The 15,628-nt window shown below is 72.0% G+C and carries 17 protein-coding genes; 1 reads left to right on the top strand and 16 read right to left on the bottom strand.

Annotation, left to right across the window (positions count from 1 at the left end; all coding sequences use genetic code 11):
* Positions 1-104: 104 nt before the first annotated feature.
* The gene (gene rpsB / locus CK206_RS01655) at positions 105-1,001 is read right to left on the bottom strand and encodes a 30S ribosomal protein S2 (RefSeq protein ID WP_067717612.1); all 897 of its coding nucleotides are present in this window, start codon (positions 999-1,001) and stop codon (positions 105-107) included.
* Between the two features lie 586 nt (positions 1,002-1,587).
* Here rpsB and CK206_RS01650 point away from each other — a divergent pair.
* Positions 1,588-2,040 (top strand): M23 family metallopeptidase, encoded by a 453-nt coding sequence (locus CK206_RS01650; RefSeq protein WP_096907222.1) that lies wholly within the window; start codon positions 1,588-1,590, stop codon positions 2,038-2,040.
* 21 nt (positions 2,041-2,061) lie between these two features.
* On the opposite strand, the gene CK206_RS01645 is transcribed toward CK206_RS01650, so the two are convergent.
* The 15 genes from CK206_RS01645 to CK206_RS01575 form a co-directional block, all read right to left on the bottom strand.
* Complete coding sequence (locus CK206_RS01645; protein WP_096905324.1) at positions 2,062-3,030, bottom strand: tyrosine recombinase XerC; 969 nt, start codon at positions 3,028-3,030, stop codon at positions 2,062-2,064.
* Between the two features lie 102 nt (positions 3,031-3,132).
* The gene (dprA, locus tag CK206_RS01640; RefSeq protein ID WP_254050445.1) at positions 3,133-4,332 is read right to left on the bottom strand and encodes a DNA-processing protein DprA; all 1,200 of its coding nucleotides are present in this window, start codon (positions 4,330-4,332) and stop codon (positions 3,133-3,135) included.
* Positions 4,333-4,337: 5 nt separating this feature from the next.
* Complete coding sequence (locus CK206_RS01635) at positions 4,338-5,855, bottom strand: YifB family Mg chelatase-like AAA ATPase (RefSeq protein WP_096905322.1); 1,518 nt, start codon at positions 5,853-5,855, stop codon at positions 4,338-4,340.
* 2 nt (positions 5,856-5,857) lie between these two features.
* Complete coding sequence (locus CK206_RS01630) at positions 5,858-6,262, bottom strand: YraN family protein (RefSeq protein ID WP_096905321.1); 405 nt, start codon at positions 6,260-6,262, stop codon at positions 5,858-5,860.
* Between the two features lie 143 nt (positions 6,263-6,405).
* Positions 6,406-6,711: a DUF2469 domain-containing protein gene (locus CK206_RS01625; protein WP_007632861.1), complete on the bottom strand. Its 306-nt coding sequence runs from the start codon at positions 6,709-6,711 to the stop codon at positions 6,406-6,408.
* Positions 6,708-7,412: a ribonuclease HII gene (locus CK206_RS01620; RefSeq protein WP_096905320.1), complete on the bottom strand. Its 705-nt coding sequence runs from the start codon at positions 7,410-7,412 to the stop codon at positions 6,708-6,710. The genes CK206_RS01625 and CK206_RS01620 overlap by 4 nt, the downstream gene beginning before the upstream one ends.
* A complete protein-coding gene (gene lepB / locus CK206_RS01615) occupies positions 7,409-8,173 on the bottom strand; it encodes a signal peptidase I (RefSeq protein ID WP_096905319.1) in 765 nt (254 codons plus the stop codon). The genes CK206_RS01620 and lepB overlap by 4 nt, the downstream gene beginning before the upstream one ends.
* A 62-nt stretch (positions 8,174-8,235) precedes the next feature.
* Entirely contained in the window at positions 8,236-8,577 is a 342-nt protein-coding gene (gene rplS, locus CK206_RS01610; protein ID WP_067717600.1) for a 50S ribosomal protein L19, read from the bottom strand.
* 161 nt (positions 8,578-8,738) lie between these two features.
* A complete protein-coding gene (trmD, locus tag CK206_RS01605) occupies positions 8,739-9,521 on the bottom strand; it encodes a tRNA (guanosine(37)-N1)-methyltransferase TrmD (RefSeq protein WP_096907221.1) in 783 nt (260 codons plus the stop codon).
* Positions 9,522-9,553: 32 nt separating this feature from the next.
* Entirely contained in the window at positions 9,554-10,087 is a 534-nt protein-coding gene (gene rimM / locus CK206_RS01600; protein WP_096905318.1) for a ribosome maturation factor RimM, read from the bottom strand.
* Between the two features lie 41 nt (positions 10,088-10,128).
* Complete coding sequence (locus CK206_RS01595) at positions 10,129-10,371, bottom strand: RNA-binding protein (protein ID WP_067717596.1); 243 nt, start codon at positions 10,369-10,371, stop codon at positions 10,129-10,131.
* A gap of 5 nt (positions 10,372-10,376) precedes the next feature.
* Positions 10,377-10,871: a 30S ribosomal protein S16 gene (gene rpsP, locus CK206_RS01590; protein WP_067717594.1), complete on the bottom strand. Its 495-nt coding sequence runs from the start codon at positions 10,869-10,871 to the stop codon at positions 10,377-10,379.
* 192 nt (positions 10,872-11,063) lie between these two features.
* Entirely contained in the window at positions 11,064-12,644 is a 1,581-nt protein-coding gene (gene ffh, locus CK206_RS01585) for a signal recognition particle protein (protein ID WP_096905317.1), read from the bottom strand.
* A gap of 66 nt (positions 12,645-12,710) precedes the next feature.
* Positions 12,711-15,086, bottom strand: coding sequence for a [protein-PII] uridylyltransferase (locus CK206_RS01580; RefSeq protein ID WP_096905316.1), 2,376 nt, complete (start codon positions 15,084-15,086; stop codon positions 12,711-12,713).
* 193 nt (positions 15,087-15,279) lie between these two features.
* Entirely contained in the window at positions 15,280-15,618 is a 339-nt protein-coding gene (locus CK206_RS01575; RefSeq protein WP_067717588.1) for a P-II family nitrogen regulator, read from the bottom strand.
* Positions 15,619-15,628: the final 10 nt, after the last annotated feature.

The raw sequence follows: 15,628 nt of genomic DNA, 5'->3' as shown, positions 1-15,628 counted from the left end.
GATGGTCCGCCCACCGCCTCCGACACCTCGGGCCCGGCCCCCGGATGATCCCCGTGGGGATCGTGGGCGGCCGGGCCCGACGGTGCTCGAGCTGGTGGTGAGGATCAGGCCTCGGTGGCCGGCGCCTCGGAGGTGGCGGCCGCGATCTCCTGGGCGTCGGCCTCGGGGGCCTCGGCCACGGGGGACTCGGTGCCGGTGACCTCGGCGGGTGCCTCGGCACCCTCTGCCGTGGCGGCGCCGGTGACCTGGTCCAGCTGCTCGGTCTCCCACTCTGCGAGCGGCTCGGCCTCTTCGCCGGTGGCCTTGCCGGCCTGCGAGCGGGCCTTGAGGCCCTCGGCGACGGCGGAGGCGATGACGCGGGTCAACACGGTGACCGAGCGGATGGCGTCGTCGTTCGCCGGGATCGGGTAGTCGACGACGTCCGGATCACAGTTGGTATCGAGCAGCGCGACGACGGGGATGTTCAGCTTGCGGGCCTCGCCGACGGCGATGTGCTCCTTGTTGGTGTCGACGACCCACACCACGGAGGGGACCTTGCTCATGTCACGCATACCGCCGAGCGTGCGCTCGAGCTTGTTCTTCTCACGCGTGAGCATGAGGATTTCCTTCTTGGTGCGACCCTCGAATCCGCCCGACTGCTCCATGGACTCGAGCTCCTTGAGGCGGACGAGCCGCTGGTGCACGGTCTGGAAGTTGGTGAGCATGCCACCCAGCCAACGCTGGTTGACGTACGGCATACCGACCTTGGCGGCCTCCTCGGCGATGGCCTCCTGGGCCTGCTTCTTGGTGCCGACGAACAGGACGGTGCCGCCGTGGGCGACGGACTCCTTGACGAACTCGTACGCCTGGTCGATGTACGTCAGGGTCTGCTGCAGGTCGATGATGTAGATGCCGTTGCGGTCGGTGAAGATGAACCGACGCATCTTCGGGTTCCAGCGGCGGGTCTGGTGGCCGAAGTGGGCACCTGCGTCGAGCAGCTGCTTCATGGAGATGACTGCCATGATGGGTTGAGGGCTCGTCCGGCTTGGAAGCAGCCGGACCGCGAGGCCCTCGTCCTCGCTTTCTATGTATCGGGTTTCGCCCTCGAGCCGGGTGGCCGCGGGCCCTGGTGTCCGCGCCGGGCCGGACCCCCGTCGGGCGGGGGCACCTGCTGGTCCGGCGTCCGGGGGGCCGGGGCTCGTAGCCCCGGGGCCCGGATGCGGCTCCCGGGAACCGGGCTGCCGCAGGACACGCGAAGTCGATCGACGCAGAGTCGACCGCACCGGAAGCATAACCCCTCGGGTGCGCCCCTCCAAGGCGGCCCACCCGACCGGGCTCCGGGCATCGCGCACCGCGGTCGTGGTTCCGCCCGTGCGCGGGGGCTCCCGGGAGTGCCGGTGCGCGTCTGGTCTGGGGATGGTCGTCCATCCTGTCCACAGGTGCCGATCTCCCGTGGCGAACGCGGGGTGCGTGCGGTGGACTCGCGGTATGCAGTCACTCCGGATCGGTCGCCGTCGGCTCCGCAACCTGGCTTGTGCCGGCGTGGCCGCGGGGGTCCTCGCCGTCGGCCCCGTGGCCGATGCCGCGCCGGTCGGGCCACGGGCGGGCATGAGCAGCCCCCTGCCGGGTCCGGTCTCCGTGTCGACCCCGTTCGATCCGCCCGCGCAGCGATGGCTCCCGGGGCACCGCGGGGTGGATCTGGCCGGCACGGTGCTCGCGTCGGTCCGCGCGCCCGCGGACGGCACGGTCCTCTTCGCGGGGGCCGTGGGAGGGCGACCGGTCCTGTCGATCGACCACGGTGGCGGCGTGCGCACCACGTACGAACCGGTGCGCGCCACTGTCCGGGCCGGAGATCACGTCGTCGAGGGTGTGGAGGTGGGCCGGCTCCTCGCCGGCCACCCCGGGTGTCCGGTCGAAGCGTGCCTGCACTGGGGCGCGCGTGTGACGTCGGGTGACCCGTCCGGTGACGACGACGACTACGTCGATCCGCTGTCACTGCTCGCGGACTCCGAACGGCCGATCCGCCTCAAGCCCACACGTCCCGGAGACGGAGCCGGCTGACGCCCGGGCCGCGCTCCCCGCTCAGGCGCGGGGGTGGGCTCCGCGGTAGGCGGCCCGGAGGCGGTCCGCCGAGACGTGCGTGTAGATCTGCGTGGTCGCCGGGGTGGAGTGCCCGAGGAGCTCCTGTACGTGCCGCAGGTCCGCGCCGCCCTCCAGCAGATGTGTCGCCGAACTGTGTCTCAGCGCGTGGGGCGAGACCCGGGGGGCGCCCGGCGTGGCCGCGGTGACCTCGTTGACGATCCGCCGCGCGGCCCGGGGGTCGAGTCGCCCCCCGCGCGCCCCGAGCAACAGGGACGGGCCGGACCGGGCGGTGGCCAACGCCGGGCGGCCGCCGTCGAGCCAGGAACGCAGTGCCCGGTCCGCGGGCGGGCCGTACGGGACGGCGCGCTCCCGGTCGCCCTTGCCCACCACCCGCAGCAGGCGACGCTCGGTGTCGACGTCGTCCACGTCGAGCCCGCACAGTTCGGCGACCCGGATACCGCAGGAGTACAGCAGTTCCACGACCAGCCGGTCGCGCAGGGCGATCGGGTCCCCCTCGGCCGCGGCGAGCTCGGTGGTACGGATCGTCTCGGCCGCCTGGTCGAGGTCGAGCACCTCGGGCAGATGGCGACGGGCGCGGGGCGCCTCGAGCCGGGCCGCGACATCGGTCGGTACGAGGCCGGTCCGTGCGGCCCACCCGCTGAAGGATCGGGCTGCCGCGACACGGCGGGCGACGGTCGACCTGGCGGCCCCCGCACCGACCTGGGCGGCGAGCCACCCGCGCAGGGCCGGGAGGGTGAGTGCCCCGCGCAGGTCCGCCGCGGTGGAGGGTCCGTCGGTGTCCCGGACGAGGTGGGCGAGCAGGCCGCGGACGTCGGATCGGTAAGAGCGGACAGTCGCCTCGGACCGGGAGCGACCGGTACGCAGGTAGTCCGCGAAGTCGTCGACCACGCCCCCGAACGGCTCGGACCGAGCGTCCCCATCACTCTCAGACGTGCTCACCGGCCCCATGGGTACCAATTGTCTCCCTCGCGTGGGGCCGGCGCAAGCACGCCGGGCCGTGCCAGCCGGGCCGGGCCAGCCGGGCCGGGCCAGCCGGACCACGCGACGGGGTCACGACACGGGGAAAGTCATCTGCACCCCGCCATCCCGGCACCTGCGCCACCCCTCCGGGCCCCGTACAGCCGCCCCGGAGGCCAGGAGCCGGCCGAGGACGGCCCTCGCCGTGACGGGTGCGATTCCCGCCGAGGCCGCGATCTCGGCGGGCTCGGCGCCACCCGAGGTGGGCAGCGCCTCGAGGATCCGCCTGGTCGCGTCGTCCAACCCGTCCCACGCGCCGGGCTCACCCCTGGGGGGCGGCGCCGTCTCCCCCATCCGACCTGCGAGCTCGACCACGTCCGACGTCCGAGAGACCAGCACCGCACCCCGCTCCCGGAGCAGCAGGTGACACCCGACCGACGCGACCGACGTGACCGGCCCCGGTACCGCGCCGACAGGGCGGTCCAGCGCGGTGGCCCACGCCGCCGTGCTCAGCGCACCGCTCCGGGCAGCCGCCTCCACCACCACGGAGGCGCCGGTCAACGCCGCGATGATCCGGTTCCGGTCGAGGAAGCGATACCGCGTCACCCCGGTCCCGGGGGGCTGCGCGGAGATCACCGCGCCGGTCTCCGCGATCTCGCGCAGCATCGCGTCGTTCCCGCGCGGGTAGAGCCGATCCACGCCACCGGCGAGGACCGCGATCGTGGTGCCGCGAACCCCGAGGACGGCGCGGTGCGCTGCTGCATCGATCCCGAAGGCCCCACCCGAGACGACCGTGAACCCCTCGGCGGACACCCCGGCACCCAGGTCGGCGGTCACCGCCCTCCCGTACGGAGTGGGCGCCCTGGTCCCGACGAGAGCGACCGACCTGCCCAACACCCTGACCGGGTCTGCGGGGCCACGCCACCACAGCCCAAGCGGGCGCAACGCGGTGGGCACCCCGCCCGTCCCGGCGCGACGTCGTCCGCGTGGACGGTCCAGGGGCTCGAGGGCGAACCCCGGCCAACCCGGGTCACCGGGCACGAGGAGCCGGGCGTCCACCTCGTGGGCCGCCTCGAGCAGCCGATCCCCGTCGACGAGGTCCCGCCGTGCCTCGGCCTGGGCCGCCACCGCGCCGCCGGCCCGACCGGCGCGGATCAATTCCCGTGCCCGCACCGGCCCCACCGAGTCCACCAGGTCCCACAGCTGCGCGGTCGGGCGCTCGGTCACCGCGCCAAGGTAGGCGTAGGCCGCGCGCACCTCCGACGACACCACCGATCCCTGCTCCCGTTCCACCGGCATCACTCCTCCCCTCTCAGCACGAGCGCCTCCGCCACGTGCGGCTCCCCCGGCACGGTGGCCCCGTCCAGGTCGGCGACCGTCCACGCGAGGCGCAGACACCGGTCGACCCCGCGGGGTGACAACACCCCGTGTGCCAGTGCCCGGTCCAGGGGGTGCAGCGCCCGACGATCGAGCCCCCATACGGATCGCAGGACGCGGCCGGGGACCTCGGCGTTCGCCCGCGCACCGGCGGCCTCCGGGCACCCCGCCCACCTCTCGGCGGCGGCCGCCCTCGCCGTCGACACCCTCGTCCGTACCGCGGCGGTGTCCTCACCTTCGTCCACAGCGAACAGCCCGGACCCGAGCGGCAGCGTCCGTGCGGCGATGTCGATCCGGTCGCGCAACGGCCCGGTCAGCGACCGTCCGTAGCGCCGCCGGGCATCGGGGGTGCACGTACAGGCATCGGGCCGTGCACTGCCACACGGGCAGTCGTTCGCCGCCAGCACCAGCTGGAATCGGGCCGGGAAGACGGAGATGCCGTCGCGCCTGGCGATCCGTACCTCGCCGTCCTCGAGCGGAGTGCGGAGGCTGTCCAGGACCCGGCCGGGGAACTCGGCGCACTCATCGAGGAACAGCACCCCGCGATGCGCCAGCGTCACCGCCCCCGGGCGTGCGACGTTGTTGCCGCCGCCGACGAGGGCGGCCACCGACGCCGAGTGGTGGGGAGCCACGAACGGCGGGCGGCGTAGCAGCGGATCCCGCGCCGCGAGCCGTCCCATCACCGAGTGGATGGCCGTTGCCTCGAGGGCGTCCCGCTCCCCCAGATCAGGCAACAACCCCGGTAGTCGCCGGGCCAGCATGGTCTTGCCGGTCCCGGGAGCCCCGCGCAGGAGCACGGCGTGCCCCCCGGCGGCAGCCACCTCGACAGCCCGCCGACAGTCGTCCTGACCGTGCACCTCCGCCAGGTCGGTGTGGGACCGCGCGCCCACAGCGCGGACCTCCGGGGCGTCCGTGACCAGGGCTCCCCGGCCCCGGCACCATGACGCGAGCATCGCGAGTGAGTCGACCCCCGCGGTGTCGATACCGCTGACCAGCCGGGCCTCCGCGAGGTTCGCGGCGGGGACGATCGCCCGGGACAGTCCGGCGTCCCGCGCCGCGAGCACGGCGGGCAGCACCCCGCGCACCGACCGGACCCGACCGTCCAACGCCAGCTCACCCACCAGCAGGGTGCCGTCGAAGCCCGCCCCGGGCAGCTCCCCTGACGCGGTCAACGTGCCCACCGCGAGCGACAGGTCGAACCCCGAGCCCCGCTTCGGCAACGCCGCCGGGGACAGGGACAGCACGACCTTGCCCGACGGCCAGGTCAGACCACTGTTGACCACGGCCGCCCGCATCCGCTCCCGCGCCTGCAACACCGCCGAGTCCGGCAACCCCACGATGCTGACCCCGGGCAACCCGCGGCCCACGTCGGCCTCGACCTCCACCAGCTGTCCACCGACTCCCTGCAGTGTGACAGCCCACGTCCGACCGAGCGCCACGGCTACAGCACGTCCTCGAACAGCTCGAGACGGGGCCGAGTCGGGTCCGCCAGGTCCACGCCCACCACGTCGAAGCAGACCTGGCGCCACCGGCCCGGGTTCTCCGAGAGCCAGTGGGCGGCCAACCGCCGCAGACGCCGCTGCTTGTCCGGGGTCACCGACTCGGCGGGAGTGCCGAAGCCCGTCCCCGTGCGCGCCCGGACCTCGACGAATCGCAGCCGCCCCGCGGCATCCAACACCACCAGGTCGAGCTCGCCGGCCCGGCACCGCCAGTTCCGGCTGATGACCACCCCGCCCCGGGCCTGCATCAGTCCCGCCGCGTGTTCCTCACCGAGTCGCCCCGTCCGTCGGCGTGGATCCACACCGTCCCCGGCCGCCTCGCCGCCCACCGCCTCGTCCCCCGTCATCGCCAGCCCTCCCGGCCGCCCGGTCCGTCCGGGCCCGCCGGGGCTCACCCTGCCGGACGGAAACGGCCCGGCCCGCTGGTCGCGGATCGGGCCGGGGGCGCCCTGTGGAGGCGGCGCGGGCTGTGGAGAACGGGGGCCGGGTGCTACTCCGGGAGCCGCAGTTCAGGCTTGTCGAGTTCCTCGATGTTGACGTCCTTGAAGGTCAGCACCCGAACGTACTTGACGAAACGTGCAGGTCGGTACATGTCCCATACCCACGCGTCGGACATCCTCACGTCGAAGTAGACCTCGCCGTCCGCCGACCGGGGGATCAGCTCGACGGCGTTGGCGAGGTAGAAGCGCCGCTCCGTCTCGACGACGTAGGTGAACTGGCCGACGATGTCGCGGTACTCGCGGTAGAGCGAGAGCTCCATCTCGGTCTCGTAGTTCTCCAGATCCTCGGCGCTCATCTCGTGCTGCTCCTCGAATGCGCCTGCGCGGCGCGACGGACGTTGGCGTACGACATCCGATGGATGCCGCTGGGACCGAGCTGCTCGATCGCCCTGGCGTGACTCACGGTGCTGTACCCCTTGTGGGCGGCGAAACCGTACCCCGGGTACCGCGAGTCGAGGTCCACCATAATCCGATCCCGCGTGACCTTCGCGAGGACACTCGCGGCGGCGATGGATGCGACCACTGCATCCCCCCCGATCACGGACGTGGACTGACATCCGAGCCCGTCGACCGCGAAGCCGTCGGTCAGCACGAAACCGGGTGCCGGGGCGAGGGCGGCGACCGCCCGGCGCATCCCCTCCAGGTTGCACCGGTGGATCCCGCGCATGTCGATCCGGTCCGGCTCGATCACCACCACACTCACCGCCGACGCCCTGCGCAGGATGACGTCATGCAGGCGCTCACGAGTGGTGACGGTGAGCTTCTTCGAGTCATCCAGGTCCGCCAGGTCGGGGTGGAGCCGGTCCCCCAACACGCAGGCCGCCACCACCAACGGGCCTGCACAGGAACCGCGACCGGCCTCGTCCACACCGGCGACCGGGCCGAGACCTCGACGGGCCAGGGCTGCTTCCAACGCCAGCCGGCCGTCGCGACGGGTCACCCGGACCCGGCCGGGAAGGACGACATCCCGGGGCCGCTGCGGTCGTGCCCGGCTCACCCCGCGTTGATGTCCGGGGAGGGGACCGTCCCGATCCGGCTGAACGGGAGGATGATCGCGCGGACCTTGCCGATAATGTTCTCCTCGGGCACGGTTCCCTGGAACTCGTCACCCATGTGGAAGCGGGAGTCCGCGGAGTTGCCGCGGTTGTCCCCCATCACCCAGTAGTTGCCCTCGGGGACCGTAACCGGACCGAAGGCACAGTTGAGCGGGTTCCCCGCCGGCGACGGGGTCTCGTTGAGGTACGGCTCGTCCAGCGGCTGGCCGTCGACGAGCAGTGCGCCATCCGGGGAGCAGCCCCCGACTGTCTGGCCCCCCACCGCGACGACGCGCTTGACCATGTCGTTCTGGTCGGGTGGGACGATGCCGATCACACCGCCGATATTCTGCAGGGTCCTGATGACCTCGTTGTCCGACCGGATGGACTGGTACCCCTCGTTCCACGAGTCGGGCCCCTCGAAGACCACCACGTCCCCGGGTTCGGGGTCTCCGAACCGGTAGGTGATCTTGTCGACGAAGATGCGGTCCCCCGTGCAGCCCGCGCAGCCGTGCAGCGTGGGTTCCATGGACTCCGACGGGATCTGGTAGACGCGTCCGACGAAGGTCTGGAAGACGAACACCAGGACGAGTGCGATCACCACCAGCAGCGGGATCTCGATGTACCAGGGCTGGCCCTTCTTCTCGACGCGGCGAGCCGGGGCCCCGTCGTTACGGGACCCCGGCTCGGCGGCGTCATGTCCAGGCGTATCGGTGCTGCTCACCCGGATGAGCGTAGTCGATCCCGCACCGCCGACGGCGGCCGAGTCCGACCGGCTCTACACGGTCAGCGCTTCTCCTTGATCTTCGCGGCCTTGCCACGGAGTGCACGCAGGTAGTACAGCTTCGCGCGACGCACGTCGCCGCGGACCAGGACGTCGATGCGGTCGATCGTGGGCGAGTGCACGGGGAACGTGCGCTCGACGCCGACGCCGAACGAGACCTTGCGGACGGTGAAGGTCTCGCGGACGCCACCGCCCTGGCGACGGATCACGACGCCCTTGAAGACCTGGACGCGCTCCTTCGAGCCCTCGATGACCTTGACGTGCACGTCGAGCGTGTCGCCGGGGCGGAAGTCCGGGATGTCGTCGCGGAGCGACTTGTTGTCGATGAAGTCGAGAGTGTTCATTGTGTTCCTTGCATGTCAGGAATGAGGACAGAGGACCCTGGCGCCCGCCCGCGGCGGGACGACCGGTTCGTGCCCCGGATCAGCGCGACCGTCAGCGGACACACGTGGTGCCCGGAAGGTCAACCTCGCTAGTGTGCCATCCGCTACTCGGCGGACCCAAATCACCCGGCCGGAGGAACCCAACCGAAGTCCGAGAGCGTCGCCAGGTCGGCCTTGTCCAGCTCGGCCGACCCGAGGAGGTCGGGCCTCCGCTCGGCTGTGCGTCTCAGCGACTCGTCGCGGCGCCACCGCGCGATCCTGGCGTGATCGCCACTCTTGAGGACTTCGGGCACCGGCCGGTCGCGCCACACCTCGGGCCGGGTGAAACTGGGGCCCTCGAGCAGGCCGTCGGAGAAGGAGTCCTCCTCATGGCTGCGCCGGTTACCCAGCACCCCGGGTAGGAGGCGGATGACGGCCTCCGCGATGACGAGCACCGCCACCTCGCCCCCGATGAGGACGTAGTCGCCGATGCTGACCTCCTCGACGTCCATCCGCGTGGACGCCTCGTCGACGACGCGCTGGTCTATGCCCTCGTAGCGACCACACGCGAACAGCAGGTGGCGTCGACGGGCGTAGCGGTGCGCGTCAGCCTGGGAGAACGGTCGTCCGGCGGGCGTCGGGACTATCAGGAGTGGGCGGGTCTGACCGTCCCCCTGCTCGCTCATCGCCGTCCCCTGCGGCGGCACGAGGTCGTCCAGCGCTTCGCCCCACACCGTCGGGCGCATGACCATGCCCGGCCCACCGCCGAACGGGGTGTCGTCGACCGACTTGTGGACGTCGTGGGTCCAGCCCCGGAGGTCGTGAACGGCGACGTCGACTATGCCCCGGTCGGCGGCCCGACCGATCAACGCCAACTGCAGCGGGGCGAGGTACTCGGGGAAGACCGTGATGACGTCGAGGTGCATGAGCGGACCGTCCCCACCGTCGGGGAGAGCGGTCACGACGTCCCCAGGTCGAGCAGCCCCTCCGGCGGGTCGATGACGCACGTCCGCGCGACGAGGTCCACCTCGGGGACCATCTCGGAGACGAACGGGACCAAGGCGTCTCCTCCGTCGGCCAGCCGGATGGCCAGGAGTTCGCCGGCTGCGGTGTGCACGATCTCGGTCACCTCGCCGAGGGTGGCACCCGAGGTGTCGAGCACCCGCAGTCCCACCAGTTGATGGTCGTGGTATTCGTCCGGGTCCTCCGGATCCTCCAGCGCATCCGAGTCGACGAGCAGCAGCATGCCGCGGAGTGCGTCCGCGGTGTCCCGATCGCCGACGCCTTCCAGACGCACCAGAAGCCGCCCGGAATGCTGCCGGGCGGCTTCGATGGTGACGTCGCGGTCGGTGGCCCGATCACCCCGACCGACCCGCCCGACGAGTCGGGTACCGACGGCGAATCGCTCCTCGGGTGAATCGGTGCGAACCTCCACCACCAGTTCGCCGCGGACGCCGTGCGATTTGACGACGCGTCCCACGACGAGCTCCATGATGGTCCAGGTCCTCCGATTGCCGACGTGTACGGGCGGGGTCAGCGGTCGGTGTCGACCACGTCGACCCGGACACCGTCCCCGCCGACGGCGGAGACGATGGTCCGGATCGCGGAGGCGGTACGGCCACCCCGACCGATGACACGGCCGAGATCCTCGGGCGCGACGGCCACACGGATCACGGTGCCGCGCCGACCACCACTCGACCGGACGGACACCGCGTCGGGGTCCGACACGATTCCGCGGACGAGGTGGTCGACGGCGTCGACGACCATGTCATTCATCTGTCTCAGGCCTCGGCGGTCTCGGCGTCAGCCGACGCGGCCTCGCCCTCGCCGGACTCGGCGGCCTTCGCGGCCTCCTGCTCGGCCTTCTTGGCCTCGTCCTTCTTCGCCTTCTCGGCCTTGCGCTTGGCGGTGATGGCCTCAGCGGACGGCTCGCCCTGGGCGTCCTCGAGGGCCTTGTTGAACAGGTCCAGCTTCGAGGGCTTGGGCTCGGCGGTCTTCAGGGTGCCCTCGGCGCCCTCGATCCCCTTGAACTTCTGCCAGTCGCCGGTGATCTTGAGCAGCTGCTCGACGGCCTCGGTGGGCAGGGCGCCGACACCGAGCCAGTACTGCGCGCGCTCGGAGTCGATCTGGATGAAGCTCGGCTCCTCCTTGGGGCGGTAGAGACCGATGGTCTCGATGGCGCGCCCGTCGCGGCGGGTGCGGGCGTCGGCGACGACGACCCGGTACTGCGGGTTACGGATCTTGCCGAGGCGGGTGAGCTTGATCTTGACGGCCATGAGGCGTCTCGCTTTCTGTTGCGGGTCACGTGGCGATTCAGCGGCGCCCGCCCTGCTGGCGGGGCCCGGTTTCGCCTTCCGGGTGACCGCCGTTCGGCACGGACCCACGAGGGTCCACCGGTGACGGCGTCCAGCGGACCAGTCTAGACAGGCCGGGACGGTGGGCACCAATCGACGCGTCGGGCGGACCGGTCAGCGCTTGGGGAACTTCAGGTCGTTGAGGTCGATCCCCTCCAGCCCCGGCGGGAGCTGGTCGAGTCCGGGCGGCAACTGGGACAGGTCGGGCATCCCGCCGGGCGGCATACCGGGCATCCCGGGCGGCATCCCCGGCATCCCCCCGGGCATCATCCCCCGCTGCTTGGGCGGGGTGGGACCGCGACCCTTCCCCTTGCCCTTGCCCTTCTTGCCCTTGCGCTGGTTCTTGCGTCCCGCCCCGGGCATCCCCATCTGGCCCGCCATGCGGCTCATCATCTTGCGGGCCTCGAAGAACCGGTCGACCAACTGGTTGACGTCGGTGACCGTGACCCCCGAACCATTCGCGATGCGCTGGCGGCGCGAGCCGTTGATGATCTTCGGGTCCGCGCGCTCCTCGGGGGTCATGCCGCGGATGATCGCCTGGATGCGGTCCAGGTACTTCTCGTCGATGTCGCCGACGGCGGCCTTCATCTCCTTGCCGCCGGGCAGCATGCCGAGCAGGTTCCCGATGGGCCCCATCTTGCGGATCATCAACATCTGGTCGAGGAAGTCCTCGAGCGTGAGCTCGCCGGAGCCGATCTTCGCGGCGGTCTTCTCCGCTTCCTGCGCGTCGAAGACCGTCTCCGCCTGCTCGATGAGCGAGAGCACGTCGCCCATCCCGAGGATGCGGCTGGCCATGCGGTCGGGGTGGAAGACGTCGAAGTCCTCGAGCTTCTCGCCGTCGGACGCGAACATGATCGGCGTCCCGGTGAGCTCGCGGACGCTCAGCGCGGCGCCACCGCGGGCGTCACCATCGAGCTTGGTGAGCACGACACCGGTGAAGCCGACGCCCTCACGGAAGGCCTCGGCCGTGACCACCGCGTCCTGACCGATCATCGCGTCCAGGACGAAGAAGGTCTCGTGGGGCTGGACGGCATCCCGGATCCCCCGGGCCTGGGCCATCATCTCCTCGTCGATGCCGAGTCGACCGGCGGTGTCGACGATCACGACGTCGTGCATCTTGGCGCGGGCGTGAGCCAATCCGCGCTGCGCGACGGACACCGGCTCCCGGACACCGATCACCTCGCCGTCGCCCCCGACGGAGGTCCCGGGGTGCGGGGCGAAGGTGGGTACTCCGGCACGCTCACCGACGATCTGCAGCTGGTCGACCGCTCCCGGCCGCTGCAGGTCACAGGCCACCAGGAGCGGTGTGTGCCCCTGCCCCTTGAGCCAGTGCGCCAGTTTGCCCGCCAGGGTGGTCTTACCCGCGCCCTGCAGACCCGCCAGCATGATGACCGTCGGGGGCTGCTTGGCGAACTCGATCCGCCGCTCCTCCCCGCCGAGGATGGCGGTGAGTTCGGCGTCGACGATCTTGACGACCTGCTGGGCGGGGTTGAGCGCCTCGGAGACCTCCGCGCCCTTGGCACGCTCCTTGACCCGCGCGATGAACTCGCGCACCACCGGCAGGGCGACGTCGGCCTCGAGCAGTGCCAGGCGGATCTCGCGGGCCGTCGCGTCGATGTCGGCGTCGCTGAGCCGCCCTTTTCCGCGCAGGTCCTTGAGCGCACCTGTGAGGCGGTCGGACAAGGATTCGAACACGGCAACAGCTCCCTGGTTCGCGGCCCGGGAGCGCGCACGGTTCCCGGTGTCGTCGGCGACGACTGATCACAGGGTATCGGCATGCGCCGCGGCGGGCGTCGTGGGATCACGTCGTGGCAGCAACGCCTCCACCTGACCGGCCGTACTCAACACCGCTCCGGGGCCGGAGAGCGCGAACACGTCCTCCACGGCCGCTCCCCTGGTGCGCACCACCACCCAGTCGATGCGGGCGCCAGCCTCGATGATAGCGGCCACGACCCGTGCGAACAGGCCGGGCCGGTCCTCCGACCGCACCTCCATCAGCACGCCGTCGGCGTCGGTCCGGTGCGAGATCAGGACGGAGGATCTGGCCTGCGGGGGTCCGATCGCCAGCGCCGCCCCCCGGGACAGCGCGGCGCGAAGCGGCCCGGGGAGCCCGGAGTCGATCGAGCGGCGCAGATCCTGCCGGAGTACGCGTCCGTCCACCGGGTCTCCGAAGCGGGTGGAGACCGTCATCCTCGCGCGCATCCCGCCCGGGGGACGCAGGTCGATCTCCGCGTCCACGATCTCCAGCCTGTGGGCGGCCAGGACCTCCGCGGTCACCGCCAGCGAGCGGCCCCCACCGGGGACGACGAGAGTGACCTCGTGTGTGGTGCCGGTGTCCGCCGCCCGGAGGTCCACCACGACGTCCGGCGGACCGTGCCGCCGAGAGGCGTTCACCGTCGGCGCCTGCACCGCGGCGGGACGGGGGCCGAGCGCCTTGCCGCAGGCCGCCACGAGCGCGGCGTGGGCCCCGGCACGGCCTGTGGTCCAGACCGTCGGCCCGGTCGCGAGCGAGTCCGCCTCGGTGAGCGCGGCCAACACGTCGAGGGCGACGGCGTCCCGGTCCAGCGCGGTGAGCACGGCCTCGGCGGTGGCGGGGTCGGCGGGGTCGCGTCTCGCGGCGGTCGCGGGGAGCAGCAGATGATGCCTCACGATGCGCGTGAGGGTCTCGGTGTCGCGGCCCCCGAGGCCCATCCGCGCGCAGATCGGGCGGATCATGTCCGCCCCGTTCTCGCTGTGGTCGCCGTCCCGGCTCTTCCCGAGGTCGTGCAGGAGCGCCGCGAGCAGCAGGAGGTCCGCGCGTGCGACGGAGGTGGTGAGTCGGGACGCCTCCACGGCCGTCTGCACCAGGTGCCTGTCGACCGTGTAGATATGCGCCCGGTCGCGGGCGGGCAGATCCCGCACCCCCGCCCATTCCGGTAGCAGCCGTTCCCACAACCCGCACCGGTCGAGCGCCTCGTGCACGGGGAACTGCGCCTCACCCGAGCCCAGGAGCACGAGCAGGTCCGACAGGGCCTCCGCCGGCCACTGACCGTTCGGGACGGGGCAGCGTTCGGCGAGGACACCGAGGGTGGAGGTCGCGATCGGCAGCCCGAACCGGGCCGCGGCCGCGGCCACCCGCAGCGCTAGCCAGGGGTCGTCGGCCACGCGGGCCGCGCGGGCGAGCGTCACCTCCCCCGCATGTTCCACCACCCCGTCGTCGAGGGGCCGACGGACAGGCGACCTCCGCAGCAGGCCGGTCAGTCCCCGGGAGGACAGCGCCGCGCACGAGCCACGGATCGCCTGGTCCGCGGTGAACGCGATCGTCCGGGAGGCGTCGCTCAGCGCCCGGGCGAGATCGAACCGGTCCCCCAGACCCAGCGCCTCGCCGACCTCGTCCCCGTACTCGGCGTGCAGCACCTCGCGGGGGCGTCCGCTGACGCGGTGTAGTTCGGTCCGGGCGTCCAGCACCAGCCGGTGCGCGCGCGCCATCCCACCGGGGACCACGGGCCGACCGTCGCTGAGGTGGGCCAGGCCCAGGGCGGCGACGAGCTGCGCGTCGCGGAGCCCACCGGCCCCGTTCTTCAGGTCGGGTTCGCTGCGGTGCGCGATCACCCCGGCCCGGTGGCGCCGGGCGGCCGCCGCGTCGACGAGGTCGTCGAAGCGGGAGGCGATCTGGTCCCGCCACTGCCGGCGGGCGCCGTCCACGACGAGCGCTCCCAGATCCGCGTCGCCAGCGATCACGCGCGCGTCCAGCAGACTCAGCCCGACGGAGACGTCGGCAGCGGCCACGGCCAGGCACTGGTCGACCGTGCGGACACTGTGGTCGAGTCCGACGCCGGAATCCCACAGCGGGTACCACAGTGCGTCGGCCAGCTCGCCCACGTCACGGTCCGGCCGCCGCTCGTGGACCAGGACGAGGTCCAGATCCGAGTGTGGCAGAACCTCCCGGCGTCCCAACCCGCCGAACGCGATGAGGGCGAACCCCGACCCCGGGCCGATCCCGGCCTCGTCGGCGAGCCGTCCCAGCTCCATCTCGTAGAGCTCGCACAGGGCGTCCCTCAACGGCGCGGCGGGCAGGCTCTCACGCGGGGCGGAGAGGATCCGCTCGCGTCCCGCCCGCAGCGCCGTGGCGCGCTCGCCGTCGGCCGTGACCGCCATGGCACTCCCCTTCCCTCATCCGTCGGGTCCAGAATGTCGCCTCCGTGTCACCGCCTCGGGGCGTACAGGTTTCACCTTTGTGAACGGCTGCGCACGGTCTGCGCGGGACCGGGCGAGGGTGGCGTCCGCAGTACACGACGGCGCGCGGCCGCCCCTGTGACGGGGCGACCGCGCGCCGGGTTCTGCCCGAGGGTCAGATCGCGGACGTGCCCTCCTCACCGGTGCGGACGCGCACGATGCTCTCGACGGGGGTCACCCAGACCTTGCCGTCGCCGATCTTTCCGGTCCGGGCCGCGTCGACGATCAGTTGGACCGCGGTGCCGGCGGTCTCGTCGTCGACCACCACCTCCACCCTGATCTTGGGGACGAAGTCCACGGCGTACTCGGCGCCGCGGTAGACCTCGGTGTGGCCCTTCTGGCGTCCGTATCCCTGGACCTCGCTGATGGTGAGGCCGTGGATACCGGCCTGCTCCAGTGCTGCCTTGACGTCGTCGATCGTGAACGGTTTGACGATCGCGGTGACGAGCTTCATGTCGTGGGTT

Source organism: Dietzia sp. WMMA184 (assembly GCF_002441635.1).
Lineage (GTDB): Bacteria > Actinomycetota > Actinomycetes > Mycobacteriales > Mycobacteriaceae > Dietzia > Dietzia kunjamensis.
Note: the sequence above shows the minus strand (reverse complement) of the source record. Positions and strands in the feature narration are given on the sequence as shown.

Excerpts from the sequence above, each read along its gene's own strand:
- CK206_RS01580 (WP_096905316.1), bottom strand. The coding sequence starts at position 15,086 with ATGGCGGTCACGGCCGACGGCGAGCGCGCCACGGCGCTGCGGGCGGGA.
- CK206_RS01650 (WP_096907222.1), top strand. The coding sequence starts at position 1,588 with ATGAGCAGCCCCCTGCCGGGTCCGGTCTCCGTGTCGACCCCGTTCGAT.
- trmD (WP_096907221.1), bottom strand. The coding sequence starts at position 9,521 with ATGCACCTCGACGTCATCACGGTCTTCCCCGAGTACCTCGCCCCGCTG.
- CK206_RS01645 (WP_096905324.1), bottom strand. The coding sequence starts at position 3,030 with ATGGGGCCGGTGAGCACGTCTGAGAGTGATGGGGACGCTCGGTCCGAG.
- CK206_RS01630 (WP_096905321.1), bottom strand. The coding sequence starts at position 6,262 with ATGACGGGGGACGAGGCGGTGGGCGGCGAGGCGGCCGGGGACGGTGTG.
- rplS (WP_067717600.1), bottom strand. The coding sequence starts at position 8,577 with ATGAACACTCTCGACTTCATCGACAACAAGTCGCTCCGCGACGACATC.
- CK206_RS01595 (WP_067717596.1), bottom strand. The coding sequence starts at position 10,371 with ATGAATGACATGGTCGTCGACGCCGTCGACCACCTCGTCCGCGGAATC.
- rimM (WP_096905318.1), bottom strand. The coding sequence starts at position 10,087 with ATGGAGCTCGTCGTGGGACGCGTCGTCAAATCGCACGGCGTCCGCGGC.
- CK206_RS01625 (WP_007632861.1), bottom strand. The coding sequence starts at position 6,711 with ATGAGCGCCGAGGATCTGGAGAACTACGAGACCGAGATGGAGCTCTCG.
- rpsB (WP_067717612.1), bottom strand. The coding sequence starts at position 1,001 with ATGGCAGTCATCTCCATGAAGCAGCTGCTCGACGCAGGTGCCCACTTC.
- CK206_RS01575 (WP_067717588.1), bottom strand. The coding sequence starts at position 15,618 with ATGAAGCTCGTCACCGCGATCGTCAAACCGTTCACGATCGACGACGTC.
- rpsP (WP_067717594.1), bottom strand. The coding sequence starts at position 10,871 with ATGGCCGTCAAGATCAAGCTCACCCGCCTCGGCAAGATCCGTAACCCG.